Here is a 25444-nt window from a genome sequence, read left to right on the forward strand (position 1 = left end):
AACCCAATCAGTATGAAATTTTATTGCTCTTCATTATTGTGTTGTGTGTCGAGAGTCATCTATTGGGCATTGACCAATCATTGAAACCTCACCAGAATTTGACTCTTGCTCTAGTTTTACTTTAAAGCCCCATAATCTGTAAAGATGCTTAAGTACTTCCTCGTGCGAGTTTGCTAAAGGAATGTAGTTATGAGGTACATAGCGTAGGGTTAGTGAACGGTCACCTCTAATATCAACGTCATATACTTGAATGTTGGGCTCATGATTACTCAAGTTGTACTGCGCTGAGAGCGCTTCTCTTACTGCTTTATAACCATTGCCGTTATGTATTGCGCCAATTTCTAAATGGGGATTATTAGTATGATCAATAATAGTAAATAATTTAAAATCACGAATTAACTTAGGCGATAAAAACTGGCTAATAAAACTCTCATCTTTAAAGTTTTCCATTGCAAAATGCAGTGTATCTAGCCAATTACTGCCTGCATATTCAGGAAACCAGCGTTTATCTTCTTCAGTTGGGTGCTCACATATTCTGCGAATATCAACCATCATATTAAAGCCTAAAGCATATGGGTTAATGCCTGAATAATACTTACTGTTATAAGGTGGCTGATAAACTACGTTGGTGTGGCTTTGTAAAAATTCTAACATAAACGAGTCGGTGAGTTTTCCCTCATCATATAAGTGATTAAGGATGGTGTAATGCCAAAAAGTTGCCCAACCTTCATTCATTACTTGAGTTTGTTTTTGTGGGTAAAAGTATTGCGAAATTTTACGAACAATACGTATCACTTCACGTTGCCAAGAGTCGAGTAATGGGGCATTTTTTTCAATAAAATACAAAATATTTTCTTGGGGTTCAGAAGGAAAATGGCGTACTTTCTTTTTGGTTTCTTGCTGTTGCTCAGGAATAGTCCGCCATAATTCATTTACTTGCGATTGAAGGTAGTCTTCACGCTCTTGTTGACGTTTTTGTTCTTCAAATAACGATATTTGTTGTGGACGTTTGTAGCGATCGACTCCGTAATTCATTAATGCATGACATGAGTCGAGTAGGGCTTCTACTTGTGTAATACCGTGCTTTTCTTCACAGCGACTTATGTAGTTTTTAGCAAATACCAAGTAATCAATAATTGAGCCAGCATCGGTCCAGGTTTTAAATAAGTAGTTACCTTTAAAAAATGAGTTATGTCCGTAACATGCATGTGCCATTACAAGCGCTTGCATAGGTAGGGTATTTTCTTCCATTAAGTACGCAATACAAGGGTCTGAATTTATCACTATTTCGTAAGCGAGCCCCATTTGTCCGCGCTTATAATTTTGCTCTGTTTGAATGAACTTTTTACCGTACGACCAATGACTGTAGCCAATAGGCATACCAACGCTTGAATAAGCATCCATCATTTGCTCTGCGGTTATCACTTCAATTTGATTAGGGTAGGTGTCTAACCTGTAGTGAGCTGCAACACGGGCAATTTCACCTTGGTACTCATCTAATAAATCAAAGGTCCAATCTGGGCCATCACTCAATCGTTTATCATTCATAATGTTACCTCGCTTTAGGCTATGCAGAGTTTTGCTGTTGACGACCTTTTTTAAATAGCTCCCTAAAAATTGGGTAAATATCTTCAACGCTTTGGATATGCTGTATAGCGAAATTATTATGGCTGTGTGTTATAGATTCATATTCGCGCCATAGGCTTTGATGAGCACGAGTGGTTATTTCAATATAAGCAAAATAGCGTACTGCGCTTAAGAGCTTATTACGTAATATTTCACCACACTGCGGGGTGTCGTCCGCCCAGTTATCGCCATCAGAGGCTTGTGCGGCGTATACATTCCACTCGTTTGCGTGATAACGCTCTTTTATTATTTCGTTCATTAATTTAAGTGCGCTCGAAACAATAGTGCCACCAGTTTCTTGAGAGTAAAAAAACTCTTGTTCGTCTACTTCTTTAGCTTGTGTGTGGTGGCGAATATAAACAACTTCTATGTCTTTATAACTGCGCGTTAAAAATTGATAGAGCAAAATATAAAAACGCTTTGCCATGTCTTTTGTTGGCTGATCCATTGAGCCTGACACATCCATAATACAAAACATCACGGCTTTGCTGGTGGGGTGAGGGCGCTTTTCGTAATTACGAAAACGTAAATCGTAGTTATCAATAAACGGAACCGACTTAATTTGCACTTTTAATGCTGCAATTTCTTTTTGTAATAAAGCAATTGCCGCTTTATCGTTATGTGGACCAGCAAGCAGCAGAGCAAGTTGTTCTTCGAGCTCTTTTAAACGGCGTTTTTTACCTGCACTCATGGCAACACGCCGTGCAAGCGAGCCTTGAAGAGAGCGTACAATGTCAATATTACTTGGCATGCCGTCGCTACAAAATCCTGCGCGATGGGTTTTCATTTGCACTAACTTATCAAGTTGGTTTTCTTGTAAGTTAGGAAGTTCTAGATCTTCAAATAGTAAATCAAGGTATTCATCTTTTGATATTGAAAATACAAACTCATCTTGTCCCTCGCCCGAATCGCTGGCGTCACCTTCACCGGCACCACCGCCTTGTCCGCCTTTAGGGCGCTCAATTTTATCACCTGTAGAAAACTGATCGTTACCAGGGTGAATTTGTTCTCTATTCCCGCCTTGCCCTTGATGAAATGTAGGTTCGCTGATATCGCGTTGTGGAATAGAAATACTCTCACCAGAGCTTGAATCGGTAACGCTGCGTTTGTTAATCGCATCTGAAACCGCTTCTTTAATTTGTTTTTTATAGCGCCTAATAAAGCGCTGGCGATTAAGCGTACTTTTATTTTTTCCGTTTAAACGCCTATCTATAAAATGCGCCATATTGACCTCCTATATACTACGACTATGAAGGTTATTGCGATTTTCTAACCCGTAAATACCACTCAGAAAGCAAGCGAACTTGTTTTTGTGTATAGCCTTTTTCGACCATACGGTTCACAAAGTCTTCGTGCTTTTGCTGATCCTCTGCAGACGTTTTAGTATTAAACGAAATAACAGGGAGTAAATCTTCGGTATTAGAGAACATTTTTTTCTCAATCACCGTGCGTAGTTTTTCGTAGCTTGTCCATAGTGGATTTTTACCGTTGTTGTGTGCACGGGCACGCAGTACAAAGTTCACTATTTCATTACGAAAATCTTTAGGATTAGAAATACCCGCTGGCTTTTCTATTTTTTCAAGTTCAGCATTTAGCGCTGCGCGGTCAAATAGTTGCCCTGTATCGGGGTCGCGATATTCTTGGTCTTGTATCCAAAAATCTGCATAAATAACATAACGGTCAAAAATATTTTGTCCGTATTCTGAGTACGATTCTAGATAAGCGGTTTGCAGTTCTTTACCTATAAACTCGACATATTGTGGAATTAAATAGCCTTTTAAAAAGCTTAAATAACGCTCTTCTATTTCACTTGAAAATTGCTCGCGCTCTATCTGTTGCTCAAGCACATAGAACAAATGCACCGGATTTGCAGCAACCTCAGTGGTATCAAAGTTAAACACACGGGACAAAATTTTAAACGCAAAGCGGGTAGAGAGCCCCGTCATACCTTCATCAACCCCTGCGTAATCACGATACTCTTGATACGATTTTGCTTTAGGGTCGGTATCTTTTAGAGTTTCGCCATCGTATACCCGCATTTTAGAATAGATACTTGAATTTTCTGGCTCTTTTAAACGTGATAGCGTCGTAAATTGCGCCAATGTTTTAAGTGTACCCGGTGCACATGGCGCGTTGTATAGCTCGCTGTGCTCAAGTAATTTGTCGTAAATTTTAATTTCTTCAGTCACACGTAAGCAATAAGGGACTTTTACAATATAAACACGGTCTAAAAATGCTTCGTTGTTTTTATTGTTTTTAAAGGTTTGCCACTCAGACTCATTAGAGTGAGCGAGGATCATGCCATTAAAGGGCAGGGCGCTAATACCTTCTGTGCCGTTATAGTTACCTTCTTGGGTTGCGGTAAGTAAAGGATGCAGCACTTTAATAGGCGCTTTAAACATTTCTACAAATTCCATCAGCCCTTGGTTAGCTAAACATAAAGAGCCAGAGTAGGCGTATGCATCAGGATCGTTTTGGGCAAAGTGCTCAAGCTGGCGAATATCGACCTTACCAACCAGTGCTGAAATATCTTGGTTGTTTTCATCTCCTGGTTCGGTTTTGGCAATGCCTATTTGGTTTAAAATAGAAGGGTAGCGTTTAACCACTCTAAACTGGCTAATATCACCATTGAATTCTTTTAAGCGTTTGCCAGCCCAAGGCGACATAATGGTTTTTAAGTAGCGCGGTTTAATACCGTATTCTTTGCTGAGTACGTCTGCATCTTCGATAGGATCAAACAAGGAGAGGGGGTGGTCGTTTACAGGAGACCCTTTAATTGAATAAATAGGCACTTGTTGCATTAAATACTTTAGTTTTTCAGCAATGGATGATTTACCCCCACCAACAGGTCCAAGTAAATAAAGCACTTGTTTGCATTCTTCAAGCCCTTGGGCGGCGTGTTTTAAATAAGAGACTATTTGCTCAATGGCGTCTTCCATACCATAAAAATCAGCAAAGGCAGGGTAGCGTGCAACTACTCTATTAGAAAATAACCGGCTTAGTCGTGCATCCGTTGCGGTATCTACCATGTTTGGTTCGCCAATTGCCATGAGTAGGCGTTCTGGTGCGCTGGCGTAGGCAGACTTATCGGTTTTACAAATCTCAAGAAATTCAGCGATACTGTATTCTTCTTCCTGTGCCGCTTCGTATCGTGCTTGGTAATGCTCAAAAATCGTCATAATAACCTCCGAAACCCGCTGTAAAAAGGTGCTTACCTTTTAAAGTCTAGTCACGAATGTGTATTTTTGTGCAATAAAATTAAAAATTTAAGTGAAAAAAGATCATGTACTAAAAGTGCTTTATTAAATGATGAGGCGCTTAGGTGTGATAAACAAGAAACAAAAAAAGACGCCTAAGCGTCTTTTTTACATTAGCGTTTAAAGGCTAATTAAGCGAAGTTAGCGTTCGCGAATTCCCAGTTAACAAGTGACCAAAAACCTTTAAGGTAATCTGGACGAACGTTACGGTAATCGATGTAGTAAGCGTGTTCCCATAAATCCACTGTAAGGATTGGAGTAACGCCATCATCAGTTAATGGTGTAGCAGCGTTAGATGTATTAACGATGTCTAGTGAACCATCAGCAAGCTTAACTAACCACGTCCAGCTTGAACCAAAGTTATTTACTGCTTTGTCATTTAATGCATCTTTAAACGCATCAAAAGAACCCCATTTAGCGTTGATTGCATCAGCAACTGCGCCAGTAGGCTCGCCGCCGCCGTTTGGAGATAAGCTGTTCCAGTAAAAAGTATGGTTCCAGATTTGTGCTGCGTTGTTAAATACGCCGCCTTCTGATGAACATACGATCTCTTCTAGAGATTTGTTTTCAAACTCAGTACCAGGGATTAAACCATTAAGCTTAACCACGTAAGTGTTGTGGTGTTTGCCATGGTGAAACTCTAGTGTTTCTTTTGAAATATGTGGCTCAAGTGCGTCGATTGCATATGGTAGTGACGGTAGTTCAAATGCCATTTTTTTATCTCCATCTTCTTTGGTTGATAGTCCATTTGGTAATACGTAATGCCTGTTGAAACAGAGCAGTTACCTATACCAAGCGGTAATATAGTGTTACTATAATTGTTGAGTATTTTACTCAAGTTTAAGCAAACAGCAATGCTATTGCGAAAGACTATTTCAATTGCGGCTTTATTTGCCCATTTTAAGTTATATATTTGTGGTCACGATGAGTTATTTTCAAGACCTAAATATATTTAGCTATCGTTACTTTGAGGTTGTAGATGGAAACCATTGATAAAATTAAACAGCAAATTTCAGAAAATCCAATAATCCTTTTCATGAAAGGGTCACCAAAATTACCAAATTGTGGTTTTTCTTCACAAGCATCGCAAGCGTTAATGTCATGTGGTGAACCATTTGCATACGTTGATATTTTACTTAATCCAGACATTCGTGCTGAGCTTCCAGCATACGCAAATTGGCCAACATTCCCACAACTTTGGGTAGATGGCGAATTAGTTGGTGGTTGTGACATTATTATCGAAATGTTTCAACGCGGTGAATTACAGCCGTTAATTACTGAAACTGCTGCTAAATATAAAGAAGCTGACGCAGAGTAATTTATTACTCAACCTGAACTCAGGTTATTAAGCTCTTTAAGCACAAAGCCACTTCTTAAGTGGCTTTGTTGTTTTTAATTTGTGTTAATTTACGAATAGGGAAGGCTCACTTGTACGTTTAAGCCGCCCTCTATTTTGTTATGTAAACTTATATGCCCTTGATGCGCCTCTGCTATTTCTCTGCATAAAGCTAGTCCTAAACCACTCCCCGTACTTTTTGTTGAATAAAAGGGCACTAAAGCATTTGCCATTACTTGCTCGCTCATTCCTTTGCCGCAGTCGCTTACATTTATAACACATGCTTGGGGTACAAACTCGACCTGAATATGTATTTCATTGGCATTGGAGCCTGACTCGTGTGAATTTTTTAATAGGTTTATCAGCAGCTGCTCGAGTTGGGCTTGATCAGCTTGTAATTCATTGTGTGAATTTTTTATTTCGTAGCTAAATTGCCAGTGATTTTTTAAATTATTGAGTGTGTTTTGCCAGTTAATCCGTGTTTTTTGTGGCTGAGGTAACTTAGCAAACTTGCCATAGCCTTGTACAAATTCAGTTAAATGACTAATTCGCTCATCAATAGTTGCAAATACACGGGCAAGGCGGGGCTCATCGACTTTATTTGCGAGCAATTGTGCGCTATGTAACATGGACGACATAGGACCGAGTGAATTATTTAATTCGTGGCTGATAATGCGTATTACCTTTTTCCACACGGCAACTTCTTGGCGACTAAGCTCACGGGTTAATTGTTTAAATATATATAAATGATGCTTTTGGTTATTGAGTAAAAACTCCCCGGTGGCTAAATGCCAAGTTTGCGAGTCTTGATTCTCTATTTCTATATTAAAGAGGCCATCAACACCGTGCTCTATAGCTGCTATTAATTGCAGAGGGGAATTTTCGAGTAACTTACTTAGTTTCATACCTTCAAGGCGAGTTGCGCTATTAAATAAACTACGGCTAATTAAATTACTAAATACCACCGTATTATTATCATTGACCAGCAGTAGCGCTTGCGGCGAGCTTTGCAATACTTTATCAAGCATTAACTCGCGCTGGTAAATCCATTGTTTTTCTTGGCGAAGCTGTTTAGCGGTTTGATTATAAAGTCGGCATAGTTTTCCAAGTTCATCATTACTTTTATACGCTAGTAAGCTGGATAGCTCACCATCTTTAAAATTAAGCAACCCGGTTTCGAGCGATTGCATGCCAAGCTTTATTGGCTTGGTGAGAGCTCTTGAAAGCAAGGTGCTAAATGCAAGCGTTAGTAATATTAAAAACAGAGTGTAGTACATATCAAAACCACTAAGTGCGGCAATAATAAAAACAGGCAGCGCGCTACAAAGTGAGCAAATTAACACAACCTTTTGGCTTAGGGTAAAGTGGCTAATAATGTTTGGCATTAATAATCAATACCCATTTTTTGTAATCGCCTGTAAAGTGCTTGTCGGCTTAAACCAAATTCACGGGCCACTTTGGCTATAACACCTTGATGAGCGCGCATTGCTTGTTCTATTTCCTGTTTGGTCGGCTCTGCTTTTGCTTCTTGTTGAGCAGTAACCGATGACGAAAGTGCAAAATCATCGACTGTAAGCGCACCTGTTGGTTTTAGTACCGCTACACGTTTACAAGCATTTTCTAGCTCTCGAACGTTACCTGGCCATTTATAATGTTGAAGTGCTTTCTCTGTGTTTATAGTCAGCTCTCGGTGAGGTAAGAAGTGGCTAATGAGTGCTAAAACATCATCTTGCCTTTCGCTAAGGGCAGGCACATTGAGTTCAATTACATTAAGGCGATAATATAAGTCTTCCCTAAATCGACCTTGTTCAATTGCTTGTAGTAAGTTTTCGTTAGTAGCCGATATTACTCGCACATTTACTTTTTGTGTTTGTGTTGAGCCTAAACGTTCAAACTCGCCGGTTTGTACTACGCGTAGTAATTTTATTTGTCCTGAGAGTGGTAAATTACCAATTTCATCTAAAAATAACGTACCGCCATCAGCTGCTTCAAATCGACCAATACGTTGTTTGGTTATCCCCGTATATGCACCGGCTTCAGCGCCAAAAAGTTCGGCCTCTATAAGTTCTTGCGGTAGTGCACCGGCGTTTACCTTAATAAAAGGTTGCGATACAACTGGGGAGTTTTTTTGAATAATATGCGCAATACACTCTTTGCCGCTCCCATTAGGGCCTGTAATTAATGCAGATATATCAGATTTAGCCACTTGAAGCGCCATAGTGACCAGTCGTTCCATCGCAGTACTTTTAAATATTAGCCCGGCAAGGTCTGCGCTTTTAAATGTACTTTCACGCTCTTGTTGATGGCGATTATGTGTAGCAACTGCTTTTTTAGCACTGCCTAGCTCTATTAAGTTACTGATACAAACTAGTAGTTTTGCATCATCCCAGGGTTTTGGTAAGTAATCGGCAGCACCTGCTTTTACAAGCTCAATAGCGGTAGCAAGCTCAGTCCAGGCTGTAATAAGTATAATAGGGAGGTGTGGGTTTATTTCTCGTAGTTCATAAAACAACGTTTTACCTTCTTCGCCAGAGGTTGTGTCGCTGGTAAAGTTCATGTCTTGAATTACAAGCTCAATTCGTTGATAGCGAACTATTTGCAGAGCATCAAACGGGTTTGTGGCAGTGACTACCGAAAAATCGTGGATCTCGAGCAACAATGAAAGTGCGTCGAGTACTGCTTGGTTATCATCAACAATGAGTATTTTATCAGTCATAGGTTATTTTTATAATTTTTTAATGGCTACACTGCCTTACTAAGCAGTGTAGCATAGTGATTTACATATTATTAAATAGTGCGAGTTGCGATACTGGGCGAAATATTGGCAGCGCGTTTAGCCGGCGCTAATACTGCAAGTAAACTCATTAAAAATACGGCAATGGCGGTAACGGCTATATAACTTGGCGGTAGTGCAGCTACAGAAAAATACTGCATTAACATTTTCCCAAGCAGTATTGCTGTTACTACACCTAAGGCTAAACCTAGGCTACAAATTAATGCATTTTCTACTAAAAAGTAGCTAACAATAGCTGACTTTCTTGCGCCAAGTGCTCTGCGTGTACCAATTTGCTTAGTACGTTTGCTAATATTAAATAAGGTTAAGCCAAAAATACCGAGAGCGGTTATAAGCACTAAAATAGTGATTAATACTATGAGCATGCGCATCATGAGGCGATCTTGAGCGGTATACTCATTTTTTAATTCATCAAGTCCTTTAATGTTGTTAATAACGCGTTTGCTGTAATTTTCGAGCATAGCATTTTCTATTTCTTTCATTACAGCTGCTCGCTGACCAGGCTCTGTACGAACGGCAACTTGTGCATAACTTGCTGCTTTAATATAAGGAATAAACGCAAGATTATCGGGTTTACTATCTTTGAGCCACGGGCCTTTCATGTTTCCGATCACGCCAATAATTTTAAGTGGTAGGTCGCCAAAATAAACTATTTTCCCTAAACCATCTCTATCAGGGTAGAGCTCATCAAGTAAGGCTTTAGTGACTATAGTGACGTTGGTGCGCTTTTGTGTAATTTCGTTTGTAACGAGCACTTCATCTTCGGTAAAGTTTCGCCCAGCAATTAAGTTTACGCCGTAGGTATTAATTGCGTGGTCATCTATAAAAAAATAAGCGGTCCTGACACTTAGGCCTTCTTGTGGAGCAGGTTTTAAATTAAAGCTCGAAGCGCTGCCACTCCCTGATAGCGGAATACTGCTACTTAATGCGGCATCGACCACGCCTGGCATTTTTCTAAGCATGCTTTCATCAAGCTCAAACTGCTGACTTAAGTTAATATCAGTACCAAAGGTCATTACATTAAACTTAAATATATCTTGTTCAGGGTAGCCCGTTTCTTGGTTTAAATAGCTAATTCTGTCTTGAATGATAAATGCAGCATTACTGACTATTGCCGTTGTGATTGCAATTTGAATTAGCAGTAATACAGCCCCCACCTTTGAGCGGCATAAGGCGTTGAATATAGGTTTTATTTCTAACATTGTTAAATTCCTTATTGGCTCTTAAGGTAAATGGCAGGGTTGGTTTTACACACTAGCCAAGCTGGGTACAAACCAGCCAAAATGCAGGTTGTAATTGCAATCAATGGGGCGCTCAATAGCATGGTTAAATCCATTGTCGCTAAGTTTTCATAGTAGTCGTAGCTTTGCCCTACGCCCATTAAGCCAAGTTGTGCTAGTACAATTCCTAGCATGCCACCTATAAAGCCAAGCATGGCGACCTCAACTAAGTGCTGTAAAAATATTTGCCTTTTACTAGCACCTAATGCGCGTCTTACACCTACTTCTGGCGCTCTGCGTAAAAATTTAGCTAAAAGTAAACCTAAAATATTGGCTAAGCAGACACCTAAGAACATAAAGCTCAGGCCCACTAAAATTTTATTGTCTTCGGTGACGACGTTGTTGTATTGCATCCATTGGTTTACATCGCGAAGTTTATACTCAAGTTCTTTACGATTAAATCGACCACGTTTTTGTTGTTCTTGCATATAGGCTAATAAGTAATTTTGATAGGCTTGTTTTTGCTCAAGCGTATTGAGCTCTGCCCAAAACTGGATCCATACTTGCTCAGATTGCAGTTTATCTGCAAAGGTTGGTGTGTTTTCGTGTTTCCATCCATTGCTATTGCCCCAACTTACTAGCTCTTTTGCCTTTATTAAGCTAAAGGGCATAAATAACTCTTCTACTTGATTAAATGCACCGTTATTTAAATCATAATATTTAATATTGAGAGGCCAATGGTTAATAACACCAACTACTTGATAGCTTGCATCATCTAAGTAAATCAGTTTTCCGACGGAGTTTTGTCCTGCAAATAGTTTATCGTTTATCTCTTGGGTAATAACAACCACAGGTGCGGCTGAGTTTTCTTGCTCTTTGCTCCAAGCCCCTCCGTATAAAAATGACAAATTAAACATGCTAAAAAAGTCAGGCGTTGTCATGCGAGCATTACCTATAAAAGGTTTTATTTTGTCGGAGTCTAGATAAACTGAAAAGCCGGTACGCATCATAGCCACTTTTTTCTCTGACGTGGGTGTGTTTAATAAGTTCTCTGCATCTTGATAGGTCAGTTGCAGTGGCATGTTATCTTCTGTCCTCCACGTACTACCATCGTCCATTGTTTGTAATTGCACACTGTAAAGTTGGCTGCTTTTTTCTGGGATAGGATCGGCCGACATCATGTGATAAACACTAAGGCTGGTCATTGTTATGCCTATACCTATCGCAATGGCAAGTACCATTAAAAAGCTAACCAGTGGGGTGCGCTTGAAGCTGCGCCAACTTAAATCTAAATAATGAATAAACATTAGCTAAACCCCCGATGCTGTTTTTATAGTTTGCGCGCCCTGATAAAGCGTAAAGTCGGCAAGTTGTCCATCAACAACTTGAATATTACGCGGAGCACGACGGGCTAATTCGCTATCATGCGTTACCATTACAATAGTGGCACCGTCGCGATTGATTTGTTCAAGTAACTCCATAACTTGGCGAGCCATTAAGCTGTCAAGGTTACCTGTTGGCTCATCGGCAAGTAAAAAACGAGGTTCACCAGCAAGCGCACGGGCTATTGCCACACGTTGTTGCTGGCCACCAGAGAGTTGTTGAGGTAAGTGTTTAGCGCGAGATGCTAAACCAACTTGTTCAAGGCATTGCTCAATTCGACGTTTTCGCTCATTTGCTTTAATCCCTCTGTAGCGAAGAGGAACTTCTATGTTTTCATATAAATTTAAATCGGGGATCAAATTAAAGCCTTGGAATATAAAGCCAATTTTTTGATTACGTAAATCAGCACGTTGGTTATCGTTAAGGCTGCCAGCATTAACGCCATCCAACAGGTATTCACCTTCGTTAAAAGGCTCGAGCATACCTGCAATATTTAAAAAGGTTGTTTTTCCTGAGCCGCTAGGACCAGTAACAGCAATAAATTCGCCTTCGTTTACTTGCAGATTAAAATCTCGAAGCGCATGGGTTTGTACCATTTCTGTTTGGTATACTTTACTTACATTGTTCATTTGTAACATGGTTGTTCCTAATTATTTTTAGCGTTGGTTGAGAACGTCTGTTTAATTTAATAAAATCGTGTTGGCTTGCTTAAAGTCGCTGTAGCTTGAAATAATAATTTCATCGTTTTCTTTTAGTCCGCTCAAAAGCTCAACCGCATTAATGCTGGTGGCACCTATTGTAATAGGTATGCGCTTTGCGATATTGCCATCGACTTTATAAGCTACAATTCCGCCTTGCTGCATAAATGCACCACGCTTTACTTGCATTACACCTTCTCGGTTGTCGAGTAAAATACGTGCAGTTAAGCGTTGGTTCTGACGAATATTGTTAGTAACACCTTTAAACCGGACGCGTGCTGTTACTTCACGATTATTTACTTCTGGTGATATGGCGGATAAATTCCCCATCACTGTTTCATTGCCTAACTTAAGCTCTACTTCCATACCGAGCCCTAATTCGTTTGCGTAACTTTCAGGAACTTGGAGTTCGGCTTCAAAATTACTTAAGTCGACGAGAGTCATAAGAGGTTGGCTTTGCGTCACTGCGGCTTTTTGTTGCACTAATAGGTTACCCACAATCCCTGTAACGGTAGCCTTAATAGATAGGTTTCTTACTTTTCGGATTAAGTCATCAACAATAAGTTGTTGGCGGATTACATCACTTTTAGCTGCTTGTAGTTCAAAGGCGAGCGTGTCTTTGGCAAGTAATACCTCTTGTTGTGCATGCTTATATGTGAGCCTTGCACGTGATAAATCATCAACTGCTTTTTCAAGATCAATTTGGCTGATTAAGTGCTTTTGAATTGATAACTGCGCACGACGATTTTCGCGCTCAGCGGCGTTAAGCTCAACTTGTGCCATATCGAGTGTTTTATTTAAGGTGAGTGTTTGGCGTCTTGCTTGCAAATGTTGCCTTTGCTGCTCGCCTTCAAGCCTTTTAAGTACAGACTCCTGTTGCTTTAATTCATTAGTCAACTCAGGACTTTGCAGCAGGGCAAGTGTGTCGCCTTGTTTTACTGTATCACCGGCCTTTACTTTTAAATCTATAAATCCACGTTCTGGGCTATAGATTTGAGGGGCATTGGCAGCAACAATTTTACCACTGGCGGCAATGTCCCGAATAAGTGCTTTAACATGTACTTTTGCAATTTGCACTATTGAGCGGCTAATAGAGCTTTTAGCGCTATGGCTAGTTAAAAAAATATAAGCAATTGTAGAGACCACAATGAAAACAATCGCAGTGATTATTGCGTATTTTTTATAGCTGATAGGTGCCTTTACCTGTACATCTTGTGCGCTGGTATCTTTAATCATTTAATTCTCCCTACATTGCTTTTATGTATTCTTCGCACAGCAGTAATAAAGCTGCTGTGCAAATTGCGGCAATAGGAGAGAGTAAAAATAAGCTTAGAGTAAACATAGTAATTCCAATTAGCGATTATATATAAAGCTATACGATTAATATGCCAACAATTATGGTATTGATATTTAAGTGATTTTATTTTTTTTTGTTCTTTAAATTCATGTCCGCGGACAGTTTGTGTGTCCGCATCGGACACTGGTTTAAATAAAAATTCACTATTAACGTACAAAAAATGACATGAACTTTCATAACTATACTAATGAGCAGCAATAATCGGGGATGTTAAGTCATTAAAGTAATGAAATAGCACAAAACTATCTAAATGTTAACTGAATAGCCCCTCCGTTGCTGAATACTTATTCACTTTTTACTGCCTTTACGTTTACGTAAGCTGTCACGACGAAGCCTTGTGTTTTTTACAATATGTTAAAGTTGACACCAGTGTCATGAAAAAATAGTGGTTAAAATAACGCTAAATGTTAAAAGTAATGGTAAAAAGAAATCTTGCTATGAAGTGAGAAATATTCAAGAATGTGAATATGTATTCAAAGTGCTATTGACTCTATTTAAGATAGAGGCTAGTTTTGTCCGTCTGTTAGCAAATCGTCGAGTAGTTCATCCACGCTAACAGTGCAGCAAGGGGAGGGGTCTATGTTATACGACTCAAAGTTAGAAAAAGAAAATTGTGGCTTTGGCTTAATAGCTCAAGTTAATGGTCAAGCTAGCCATAGGCTTATTCGTACAGCTATTACGGGGCTTGATCGCATGCAACACCGTGGCGGTATATCTGCTGATGGTAAAACAGGTGATGGCTGTGGTTTATTATTACAAAAGCCAGATAGCTTTTTCCGTGCTATTGCTAGTGAACACAACTGGCACTTAGGCAAAAACTATGCAGTGGGTATGATATTTTTAAATTCAGATCCCGTTTTAGCGCAAGCTGCAAAAAAAATACTTAGTGAAGAATTAGAAAAAGAAACGCTAAATATTTTAGGTTGGCGTGTAGTACCAACCGACCCATCAATGCTGGGTCCTATTGCTGTACAGCAATTACCGGGTTTTGAACAAATTTTTGTTAGCGCGCCAGAAGGTTGGCGCTCTAAAGATTTAGAGCGTCGCTTGTACGTAGCGCGCCGCCGTGCTGAAAAGCGCATTGTTGATGACGAAGCTTTCTATATCGCAAGTCTATCTGGTTTGGTAACTATCTATAAAGGCTTAATGATGCCTGCAGATTTACCTAATTTTTATCTAGATTTAGCTGATATTCGTATGACAAGTGCGATTTGTGTTTTTCATCAGCGTTTTTCTACTAATACACAACCGCGTTGGCCTTTAGCTCAACCTTTCCGCTATTTAGCACACAATGGTGAAATTAATACTATTGAAGGTAACCGCCAGTGGGCACGCGCACGTTCATACAAGTTTGCGTCACCGCTTATTCCTGATTTACAAAGCGCAGCGCCGTTTGTAAACGAAACCGGTTCTGATTCATCAAGCCTAGATAATATGCTTGAGCTGTTTTTAGCTGGTGGCATGGATTTATTCCGCGCTATGCGTATGCTCGTGCCACCTGCATGGCAAAAAAACCGTGCAATGGACGATGATTTACGTGCATTTTACGACTTTAACTCTATGCATATGGAACCATGGGATGGCCCCGCCGGTATTGTTATGTCGGNGCTTGTAACCTTGACCGTAATGGGCTTCGTCCTGCGCGTTATGTAATTACACAAGATGGTTTTATTACGCTTGCATCAGAAGTAGGTATTTGGGATTACACTGCCGATGAAGTGGTTGAAAAAGGCCGTGTTGGTCCAGGTGAATTATTAGTCATTGATACTAAACTTGGCAAAATCTGGCACTCTGATGAAATTGATCAAGATTTAAAATCTCGCCACCCTTATAAATCATGGCTTGAAGAAAACGTTAAGCGTTTAGTTCCATTTGAAGAACTGACTGAGCAAGACGCCGGTAATCGCTCATTTGATGACGAAACGTTAGCTAAATATCAAAAAATGTTTGGTTATACCAACGAAGAGCTTGATAGCGTTATCCGTGTAATGGGTGAAAATGGTCAAGAAGCGACAGGCTCTATGGGTGACGACACGCCATTTGCTGTGCTTAGTGAAGGACACCGTTCGCTTTATGATTACTTCCGCCAAAAATTTGCGCAGGTAACAAATCCACCTATCGATCCACTGCGTGAAAACCATGTAATGTCGCTTGCAACCTGTATTGGTAGTGAGCAAAACGTATTTAACGAAACTACAGGTCATGCTAAGCGCCTACAGTTCGATACACCAATTTTAATGTACGCAGATATGCAGCAGCTATTAAATGCTGATGAAGCGCACTACAGCTACTGTAAAATTGACATTACCTACACAGTTGAAGAAGGTTTAGAAAGCGCGGTTACGCGTATTTGTGACCAAGCACAAGAAAAAGCAGCCGCTGGTTGTATCATGCTTATTTTAACTGACCGTAATTTTGATGAAACGAATTTACCAATCCCTGCGGCAATGGCTGTAGGCGCTGTACAAAAGCGCCTTGTTGATAACAACCTTCGTTGTGAATCAAATATTATTATTGAAACAGGTAGTGTGCGTGATGCGCACCAGTTTGCTGTGTTATTAGGTTTCGGTGCTACAGCAATTTATCCATACCTAGCGTATGAGTCGCTTGTTGCGATGAGCGACAGTAAAATTATTAATAAATCGTACTGCGAGGTTACTCTTGCTTACCGTAAAGCCATTAATAAAGGCTTGTACAAAATTATGTCTAAAATGGGCATAAGTACGGTTGCGTCATACCGTTGTTCAATGTTGTTTGAAGCAGTTGGTCTATCTGATGCCATTGTTGACATGTGCTTTAAAGGTGTGGCAAGTCGCATACAAGGTGCATGCTTTACTGACTTTGATGACGATCAGCAAAGTTTGCACAAACTTGCTTTAAGTAAGCGTAAATTATTAAGCCACGGTGGTTTATTTAAGTACGTTCACGGTGGTGAGTATCATGCTTATAATCCAGATGTTATTCAAACACTGCAAAAAGCGGTGCGTTCAGGTGATTATAAAGACTACAGTGCGTACGCTGATTTAGTTAATAATCGCCCAATAGCGACTTTGCGCGATATGTTAGCGCTTAAATTACCTGAGCAAGGTATAAGCATTGATGAAGTAGAGTCTGCAGAAAACTTATACAAGCGTTTTGACTCAGCAGCAATGAGTATTGGTGCGTTATCACCAGAAGCGCATGAGGCGCTTGCAATTGCAATGAACCGCTTAGGGGGTTGTTCAAACTCAGGTGAAGGCGGCGAAGATAAACTACGTTATGGTACAGAGAAAAACTCGCGTATTAAGCAAGTCGCTTCAGGTCGATTTGGTGTAACGCCTCATTACTTACGCAGTGCTGATGTTATTCAAATTAAAGTAGCACAAGGTGCAAAACCAGGCGAAGGTGGACAATTACCGGGTGAAAAAGTAACCCCTTATATTGCAAAACTTCGTTATTCGGTACCGGGTGTTACGTTAATTTCGCCACCACCGCATCACGATATTTATTCAATTGAAGATTTAGCACAGCTGATTTTCGATTTAAAACAAGTTAACCCTAAAGCACTTATTTCTGTAAAACTGGTTTCAGAACCAGGCGTAGGAACTATTGCAACAGGTGTTGCTAAAGCATATGCCGATTTAATTACTATTTCTGGCTACGACGGCGGTACAGGCGCAAGTCCACTTACTTCTGTTAAATATGCGGGTAGCCCATGGGAGCTTGGACTTGCTGAAACACAGCAAGCACTTGTTGAAAATGGCCTTCGTCATCGTATTCGCTTACAAACAGATGGTGGCTTAAAAACAGGTTTAGATATTATTAAAGCAGCTATTTTAGGTGCCGAGAGCTTTGGCTTTGGTACCGGCCCAATGGTTGCGCTTGGTTGTAAATACTTACGAATTTGTCACTTAAATAACTGTGCGACCGGTGTTGCAACACAAGACGAAACACTTCGTCAAAAGCATTACCACGGCTTACCAGAAATGGCGATGAACTACTTTAAGTTCATAGCTCAAGAAGCGCGTGAAATTATGGCAAGCTTAGGTGTTGCAAATTTAACTGACTTAATTGGTCGCCTGGATTTACTAGAAGAAATTGAAGGTAAAACAGCAAAGCAAAAGAAAATTGATTTATCTTCTGTAATTGCTCAGCCAAATAACCCAACAGGTGAGACTCTTTATTGCAGTGTACCTAATAGCTCGCATTATTTAGGAAAGCTCAATGAGAGCTTACTTGCTAAGGCACAAGAAGCAATTGATGCATCAAGCGGTATTTCACTAGTAAGTCGTATTTGTAATACGGACAGATCGGTTGGTGCAATGCTTTCTGGCTATATTGCTGATAAATATGGTAATCAAGGTATGGCGGCAGACCCTGTAGCAATTGAACTACATGGTACTGCGGGTCAATCATTTGGCGTGTGGAATGCTGGGGGTCTTGAAATGACACTGGTTGGTGACGCCAATGATTACGTAGGTAAAGGCATGGCGGGTGGTAAGCTAGTAATTCGTCCACCACTTGGTTCGTCTTTTGAAAGTCATAAAGCAACAATTGCAGGCAATACATGTTTATACGGCGCAACGGGTGGCAAACTATTTGCTGCAGGTTGTGCTGGCGAGCGTTTTGCAGTGCGTAACTCAGGTGTGCAAGCGGTTGTAGAAGGCGTAGGTGACAACGGTTGTGAATACATGACGGGCGGCGTTGTATGTGTACTGGGCAATGTAGGTGTTAACTTTGGTGCGGGTATGACAGGTGGTTTTGCTTATATTTTAGATGAACGAAATGATTTTGAAAAACGCATTAATCCAGAGCTTGTAGAAATAGTAACACTGGATGAATTAACATCGCATCAAGAGCATTTACGAGGCTTAATTGCCGAGCATTTAGAGCTTACAGGCTCATGCCGTGCAGAAAGTATTTTAGCTAACTTTGAATTGTACTTACCTATGTTTAAATTAGTTAAACCGATATCAAGCGACGTAAAAAGTTTACTCGGGCATCGCGCTCGCAGTAGTGCCGAACTACGTGTTCAGGCGCAATAAGGGGGCAGTATGAGCGAAAATGTATATCAATTTATAGACGTGCAGCGTGTAGACCCACGCAAAAAACCAATCTCGTCACGTAAAAAATCTTTCGTAGAAATTTACGAACCCTTTTCAGAGAATCAGGTTAACTCACAAGCTGACCGTTGTTTAGATTGTGGTAACCCATACTGTGAGTGGAAATGTCCAGTACATAACTACATTCCACAATGGTTAAAGTTAATACGCACAGGCCGTATTATCGAGGCGGCTGAGCTTTCTCATCGTACAAATAGCTTACCAGAGGTTTGTGGGCGTGTTTGCCCACAAGACCGCTTGTGTGAAGGCTCGTGTACGCTCGACGAAGAGTTTGGTGCAGTTACAATTGGTAATATTGAAAAGTATATTACTGATGAGGCATTTAAAATGGGCTGGAAGCCTGATATGTCTTATGTAACATGGACCGACAAAAAAGTAGCTATTATTGGTGCGGGCCCTGCAGGTTTAGGGTGTGCTGATATTTTAGTGCGAAATGGTGTTAAACCAGTGGTGTTCGATCGTCACCCAGAAATTGGCGGACTACTCACATTTGGTATTCCTTCTTTTAAACTTGAAAAATCAGTAATGCAAAAGCGCCGTGAAATATTTACTGAGATGGGCGTTGAGTTTAAGTTAAATGTTGAAGTAGGTGTTGATATTACACTTGATCAAATTTTAGCTGATTACGACGCTGTATTTTTAGGGGTTGGTACGTATCAGAGTATGCGTGCGGGCCTTGAAAACGAAGATGCACCAGGTGTTCACGATGCATTGCCGTTTTTGATTGGTAATACGAACCGTGTAATGGGTTACGACGAGACAAAACAACCGTGTATTGATATGGCTAATCAAAAAGTAGTTGTACTTGGCGGTGGTGATACAGCGATGGACTGTGTACGTACGTCTATTCGACAAAATGCGGCAAAAGTAACGTGTGCTTATCGTCGTGATAAAGAAAATATGCCAGGCTCTAAACGTGAAGTTAAAAACGCGAAAGAAGAAGGCGTTATATTTACGTATAACGTTCAGCCTAAAGGCATTGTATTGAACGATAAAGGTAAAGTGACCGGCGTTAAAATGGTTAAAACTAAATTAGGCGAACCTGACGCAAAAGGTAGAAGCCGCGCCGAAGAAGTACCTGGTTCTGAGCATGTTATTGAAGCAGACCAAGTTATTATGGCGTTTGGTTTCCAACCTCACAAAATGGATTGGTTAGAAAAATACGATGTAGAAATAAACCACTGGGGTGGCATCAATGCACCAGAACAAGGTGAGTTTACACATCAAACTACTAACCCTAAAATATTTGCTGGTGGCGACATTGTACGTGGTTCAGATTTAGTGGTAACTGCTATTTTTGAAGGACGTAACGCTGCAGAAGGTATTATGGATTACTTAAAAGTTTAATTGCTCATATTGATTAAATGATATTTAAAGCAAGCCAAGAGGCTTGCTTTTTTATTTGTTCTATTCGAATGTAATATCACGTAATTTGTGGCAAACGGGGCTATATTCACACCGCCTTTTGTATGATTTTCTTTAGCTATATCTCCAGTTACTAACTTCATACAGTAACTTCATATAGTAACTACCAGAAAAAGTTGCTTTGTCATTAGTGGTTGTTCTTTCTAAGCCTAATGCGTTTGCTTTGGCATCTACTAACCAGCTTTATGGGCTAGTTTCATACATACAAACGTTTCCGACACTCCTTTATTCTTTATATTCTAATACTAGTTCGGTTAATTAAGTGGTCTATCTTGAGATAACAGAATCGTGTCGATAATAAGGCTAAAGTTTCGCTATTTAGCTGTTCTCGTTAAATCCTCTTACAGTACTCTGCATTCATGCAGTCGTATTTCACAAGCGTTAACGCAGTTAGCATTAAGCTCAATTTCTGAGATTAATTAATGTGTTGTGTACTAGGTCCACACACAATTCATAGAACCGTTATTACCACCTTTAGCTGAGCAGGTTTATGTTATTGCTCTACACCCAGTCAGTTCAATTATTAAAGAAATAAAAGGGCAAACTTAAATGATTTTAGAAAATGGTATTAGGGCTAAGTAATTTGATTTCATAAAAATGTATTTATCTGGGATAAGTGCAAAAGGCTAAATATATAGGCACAATTGTCAGTGCTAATTACTAACCTTAATAGTTGATTTAAATATAAAGTCAGTTCATTATTAAAGGCTGTTTACGGTTTGCTTACTTTATATAATAAGGTTGGCTCTTACTATAATGATAAAATAAATATAAATTATGTACGAATATTCAAACAATTCAGAAAGGAAGCTCATTGTCCGATTCTTTTCTTCGATAGGCTTTATAGCAACCTTTTCTATGGCTAGCTTAGCGTTTATCAATAATAGCTATTTATTAGCATTTACTTTAGTAGCTTCTTCGTTTGTTTATTTATTGGCATTCAATATAGGTAGAGGTGTAGAGAAATCTGCAACCATAATTTTATACAACCTTTATGCACTGATGTTTTACCTAGTCCTCACTGGTGGAGCACAAGGAACAGGACCAATATGGATATTTATAGTATCTCCTGTTACTTATTCAATACGTGGGCTTAAGCGAGGTACTTATGATATTGTTTTATTTTTATCGGCGATTGTTCTCGGTTTCTATTGCGCTGATACATTTAATATATATGACTACAATCCTGAGCAGTTTCCAGTCAGAATCATACTCGCTTTTATAATTGTTGCATCGCTGAGTGGTTATTACGAATTATCGAGAGAGAAATACAGCAGTAAATTAATTGCTTTAAGCCAAAAAAATGAATTTTTAGCAACTATAGATCCACTCACTAATCTGCCAAACCGCCGTTTCACTATGAATAAGCTTATAGTTTTTAAAAATGAGCTTAAAAACAATAATATTCCGTTTGTAATATTATTAGCTGATGTAGATAATTTTAAAAAAATTAATGATCAATTTGGCCATGATTTTGGCGATGAAGCTCTTATTCATCTAGCCAAAGCGTTTGAGAAAAGTATTCCGCACAATGCGATTGCTTCACGTTGGGGTGGTGAAGAGTTTTTAATTGTCATTCCAAATGCAAGTGTTGTAGAAGGGGAACAAGCTGCAGAAAAAATCCATAACTTCCTTAAAGCTTCAGCTGTGAGCCTATTCTCAGATAGTGTAAATATCACACTAAGCATCGGTATCACCTCAGCAAAAGCTGAGCTCTCAATTGACCTTGATATTAAGCGAGCTGATGAACTACTTTATAAAGCAAAAGAGCAAGGTAAAAACAGAACCTGCTCTTTTTAAATGTTTATTTTAATCCATCGAGAACGAATCTAGAGATGGCCTTATTTTAGCTTTTCTGCGTCTTACGCTCATATAGCAAAATATATTACACGCAACTTGTACCGTGATTAAAGCCCAATAACTAATACCTAAACCACTTAATTCATTTCCTTTTTCGCTTGCAAGGTAATAGGCCACAACAGCTAGGTGAAAAACTAAAAAGCTATTTAAAAAACGAAATAAGCGTTGTTTAAAATAAGTATGTTTATATTTACTAAATATAATTAAACAGGTGCTTAGTACTAATAACAACCAACTTAAAATTATACAAAAATCAACTAAAGTACTGTGCATTATTTAATCCTTGACGACGTTATTTACTAACACATTAGGCGTGAGCCATTATTAGTTCTTTAGCATTTGCTTTAGCTGTTTTACTTATATTGTCACCGCCTAGTAAACGGGCTATTTCATTAATGCGGCCATCTTTATTTAAAGGCAGCATATGAGTAAATGTCTCCCCTTGTGCTATTTCTTTAGCTACAAAAAATTGCTGATGTGCACTACTGGCAACTTGCGGTAAATGAGTCACACAAATTACTTGGGTCGACTTTCCTAACTGGCGTAATAACTTACCTACAGCAGATGCCGTTGGGCCAGAAATACCTACATCAACTTCATCAAAAATAAGTGTTGGAGTTGTTACTTTTTGGGCAATAATAACTTGTATAGCAAGGCTTATACGAGAAAGCTCACCACCTGATGCTACTTTAGCTAATGGTTGAAGTGGTTGCCCCGGATTAGTTGATACTAAAAAAGAAACATTATCAAAGCCTAAGCTGTTTGGTGTACGATTACTCTCTTGAGTTAAGGCTATTTCAAAAACACCGTTTTCCATAGATAAATTAGCCATGCTTTCACTTATTAATATATTCAGTGTATTAGCATACTCACAGCGGCTTTTACTTAATTCATCAGCAGTTTGCTTATAACTAAGTAATGCGCTTTCTATTTCTGACTCAAGTTGCTCTAGGCGATTACTATTATTACTTATTGACTCAAGCTCTTGAGCAATTGATTGATGAAACTCAACTAACTGCTGGGGTTTTATATGATGCTTACGCGCTAAATCCATCGCACCACTTAGTCTATTCTCTACTTCAACTAAGCGGGCAGGGTCTAAATCTGCTTGCTCAGTGTAATTACGCACTTCACGGCTTGCTTCTTCAACTTGTACTGCGGCTTCACTAAGCATAGCAGCTACGCTTGCTAAACTTTCGTCATATTGAGCCAGCTCAGTAAATTGTTGAGCACTATGCTGGAGTAATGAACAGGCATTTTGCTCATCACTTTCGTATAACTGTTGTAATTCGCGTTGGCACGATTCTAATATCGTTTGACTATTACTAAGCTTATAATGCTCAGCTTCAATTAAATCAAACTCATTCTCTTGCAATGCAAATTCATCAAGTTCAGCAACTTGATATTCTAATAATTGTTTTTGCGCAGCTTGCTGCTGCTGCTGTTGCTCTAAGTGTTTAAATTCTTTTTGTAAGTTAGCAAACTGTTTATAGTTTTTATTTACCGAGTTAACTAAGTGGTGATGCCCTGCATAGGCATCTAAAAGCTGTAACTGATGCTCAGCTTTTAATAAATATTGGTGGGCATGTTGTCCATGAATAGATATTAAATATTGTCCAAGTTCTTTTAATTGTGACGCGGTAACTGAACTACCATTAATATAGCTTTTACTACGGCCGTTTTTGCAAACAACACGACGCAACAAGCACTCATTGTCTGAAGTGCTTAGCATATGTTGCTCTAAAAATGCTTGAGCAAGCGGTAGATCTGTTAAGTCAAATTGTGCACATACTTCTGCTTTATCAGAACTTGGGCGCACTGCTGATGCTTCAGCGCGTTCACCTAAGCACAGGGATAGGGCATCTATAGCAATAGATTTACCAGCACCTGTCTCACCTGTGATCGCGGTCATACCGCTGCGCCACTCGGTGCTTAAATTACTCACGATTGCGAAATTTTTAACTTCTAAACCAATTAACATACTGTTTATCCATCCAGTCAATTAACTGTTAATTTATACAGTGTTTTGGTTTTTTGCAAATTAATTTTGTATTATTTACGCAACACTTACATCTTGAGTAAACTGTGTGTCGGTAGTCTGGGAGGAGGTATCAATTTTATCATCAACAATATCAGTAAGTTGTACAGTGTCTTCAGTTTTAATTAGAGATATGAGGGGAGGTAGTACATTTATATAAAAACTCTTATTGTATAAAATTCCTTGCTGAGGTAATTCAGATACAAAGTACTGTATATTATCAATCAATGGTTGAATTATATTTGTCTGATTAGTTTTAATTAACTCGTTGGACAACGTATTAATTAGTAGGTCAGCGGTATCTTCAAGTTGCTGTAAATTTTCGTCTGTATGCGATTGCACAACAAAAAAATTATTTACAATAGCTTGAATGCGAGGAACGTATTTTGGGCGAATTATTTTAGCATCAAGTAGATCATTAAGCTTTGCTTTAAGGCGCGTATTTACATGCAAAACACGTTCATTAAATAGTTTTTTTCTAGCTTCGATTGCTTTTTTGCGATTACTCTCAATTTTGAGGTAACTGTATAAAAGTGTAATTAATAGCAGTAAAGCAAAGAATACTACATAAGTCATTGCTACTTGTTCCTAAATTATTTGATTATTATTTTAAGCCGCCATTTTGCTTTATAGTACTAAATTTGGCAATAAAATTAGTATAAACGACTACCCCAATTTAGTTTTGTACGTAAAACGTTGTAGTAAGAGTAATTTTTTGGATGAATTAAGCGCAACTGTTTATCGGCTTTTTTAATTACTACTTCATCACCGGGTAATACGGCAAGAACTACATGGCTGTCGCAACTTACCTGAAGGCTATCGGTATTTTCTAGGCTTAGCTTTAAACGAACCTCGTTATCGGCATCTACCACTAAAGGTCTGCTAGATAAGGTATGAGGAAACATAGGTACTAACGATATCGCATTTAGCTCGGGCGTTAATATTGGACCGCCACCTGAAAGTGAATAAGCTGTAGAGCCTGTTGGGGTTGATACTATTAAACCGTCAGAGCGCTGAGAAAACACAAAGTCATTATTTATAAAAGCTTCAAATTCAATCATGTGCGCCACTTTATCAGCATGAAGTACTGCTTCGTTAACAGCTGAGTTTGCGCTTTTTAATTCATTATGTCGATATACTTCTACTTCTAATAAAAAGCGTTTTTCTTCAAGGTACTCACCACTGAGTACTTGCTCTAAGCTTGCTTCAAACCCTTCAGGGTTTAAATCAGTTAAAAAGCCTAGGTTACCTCTATTTACACCAATTACAGCAATGTTAAAGCGTGCAAGCACGCGTGCTGCGCCAAGCATGTTACCGTCACCGCCTACAACAATGGCTAAATCGGCTT

Annotated in this window: 17 protein-coding genes and 1 pseudogene; 4 read left to right on the forward strand and 14 right to left on the reverse strand. The window is 39.2% G+C overall.

Going from position 1 to position 25444, the window contains the following annotated elements:
• Positions 1–33: 33 nt before the first annotated feature.
• The 4 genes from L656_RS0104705 to L656_RS0104720 form a co-directional block, all read right to left on the reverse strand.
• Entirely contained in the window at positions 34–1548 is a 1515-nt protein-coding gene (locus L656_RS0104705; RefSeq protein WP_024598338.1) for a SpoVR family protein, read from the reverse strand.
• 19 nt (positions 1549–1567) lie between these two features.
• Positions 1568–2851, reverse strand: a complete 1284-nt coding sequence (locus L656_RS0104710; RefSeq protein ID WP_007375849.1) for a YeaH/YhbH family protein — start codon at positions 2849–2851, stop codon at positions 1568–1570.
• Between the two features lie 31 nt (positions 2852–2882).
• Complete coding sequence (locus L656_RS0104715; RefSeq protein ID WP_024598339.1) at positions 2883–4805, reverse strand: PrkA family serine protein kinase; 1923 nt, start codon at positions 4803–4805, stop codon at positions 2883–2885.
• A 209-nt stretch (positions 4806–5014) separates the two neighbouring features.
• Positions 5015–5596, reverse strand: a complete 582-nt coding sequence (locus L656_RS0104720) for a superoxide dismutase (protein ID WP_002960323.1) — start codon at positions 5594–5596, stop codon at positions 5015–5017.
• Positions 5597–5862: 266 nt separating this feature from the next.
• Here L656_RS0104720 and L656_RS0104725 point away from each other — a divergent pair, with 266 nt between their 5' ends.
• Positions 5863–6201, forward strand: coding sequence for a Grx4 family monothiol glutaredoxin (locus tag L656_RS0104725; RefSeq protein ID WP_004335359.1), 339 nt, complete (start codon positions 5863–5865; stop codon positions 6199–6201).
• Between the two features lie 89 nt (positions 6202–6290).
• Here the strand turns inward: L656_RS0104725 and L656_RS0104730 are convergent, their stop codons facing one another.
• The 6 genes from L656_RS0104730 to L656_RS0104755 form a co-directional block, all read right to left on the reverse strand.
• Positions 6291–7604, reverse strand: coding sequence for a sensor histidine kinase (locus L656_RS0104730; RefSeq protein WP_024598340.1), 1314 nt, complete (start codon positions 7602–7604; stop codon positions 6291–6293).
• A complete protein-coding gene (locus tag L656_RS0104735) occupies positions 7604–8935 on the reverse strand; it encodes a sigma-54-dependent transcriptional regulator (protein ID WP_024598341.1) in 1332 nt (443 codons plus the stop codon). The genes L656_RS0104730 and L656_RS0104735 overlap by 1 nt, the downstream gene beginning before the upstream one ends.
• Before the next feature lie 71 nt (positions 8936–9006).
• The gene (locus L656_RS0104740; RefSeq protein WP_024598342.1) at positions 9007–10215 is read right to left on the reverse strand and encodes an ABC transporter permease; all 1209 of its coding nucleotides are present in this window, start codon (positions 10213–10215) and stop codon (positions 9007–9009) included.
• 11 nt (positions 10216–10226) lie between these two features.
• A complete protein-coding gene (locus L656_RS0104745; RefSeq protein WP_024598343.1) occupies positions 10227–11540 on the reverse strand; it encodes an ABC transporter permease in 1314 nt (437 codons plus the stop codon).
• Positions 11541–11543: 3 nt separating this feature from the next.
• A complete protein-coding gene (locus tag L656_RS0104750; protein WP_024598344.1) occupies positions 11544–12254 on the reverse strand; it encodes an ABC transporter ATP-binding protein in 711 nt (236 codons plus the stop codon).
• A 42-nt stretch (positions 12255–12296) separates the two neighbouring features.
• Positions 12297–13550 carry an efflux RND transporter periplasmic adaptor subunit gene (locus L656_RS0104755; protein ID WP_024598345.1) on the reverse strand — a complete coding sequence of 418 codons (1254 nt, stop codon included), beginning with the start codon at positions 13548–13550 and terminating at the stop codon, positions 12297–12299.
• A gap of 700 nt (positions 13551–14250) precedes the next feature.
• On the opposite strand from L656_RS0104755, the pseudogene gltB reads away from it, so the two are divergent.
• From gltB to L656_RS0104775, 3 genes and pseudogenes are all read left to right on the forward strand, one after another.
• A pseudogene (gltB, locus tag L656_RS01000000121930) lies at positions 14251–18695 on the forward strand (glutamate synthase large subunit).
• Positions 18696–18704: 9 nt separating this feature from the next.
• On the forward strand, positions 18705–20120 hold the full coding sequence (locus L656_RS0104765) for an FAD-dependent oxidoreductase (RefSeq protein ID WP_024598346.1): 1416 nt from the start codon (positions 18705–18707) through the stop codon (positions 20118–20120).
• An 855-nt stretch (positions 20121–20975) separates the two neighbouring features.
• The gene (locus L656_RS0104775) at positions 20976–21998 is read left to right on the forward strand and encodes a GGDEF domain-containing protein (protein ID WP_342626602.1); all 1023 of its coding nucleotides are present in this window, start codon (positions 20976–20978) and stop codon (positions 21996–21998) included.
• A 9-nt stretch (positions 21999–22007) separates the two neighbouring features.
• Here the strand turns inward: L656_RS0104775 and L656_RS0104780 are convergent, their stop codons facing one another.
• From L656_RS0104780 to nadK, 4 genes are all read right to left on the reverse strand, one after another.
• Entirely contained in the window at positions 22008–22331 is a 324-nt protein-coding gene (locus L656_RS0104780; RefSeq protein ID WP_024598348.1) for a hypothetical protein, read from the reverse strand.
• A gap of 34 nt (positions 22332–22365) precedes the next feature.
• Positions 22366–24039, reverse strand: a complete 1674-nt coding sequence (gene recN, locus L656_RS0104785; protein ID WP_024598349.1) for a DNA repair protein RecN — start codon at positions 24037–24039, stop codon at positions 22366–22368.
• A 75-nt stretch (positions 24040–24114) separates the two neighbouring features.
• Positions 24115–24672, reverse strand: coding sequence for a hypothetical protein (locus L656_RS0104790; RefSeq protein ID WP_024598350.1), 558 nt, complete (start codon positions 24670–24672; stop codon positions 24115–24117).
• 77 nt (positions 24673–24749) lie between these two features.
• Positions 24750–25444 (reverse strand): NAD(+) kinase (nadK, locus tag L656_RS0104795; RefSeq protein ID WP_024598351.1); only part of this gene is annotated, 695 nt, incomplete at its 5' end.

This window comes from Pseudoalteromonas sp. TAE56 (assembly GCF_000497955.1).
GTDB lineage: Bacteria > Pseudomonadota > Gammaproteobacteria > Enterobacterales > Alteromonadaceae > Pseudoalteromonas.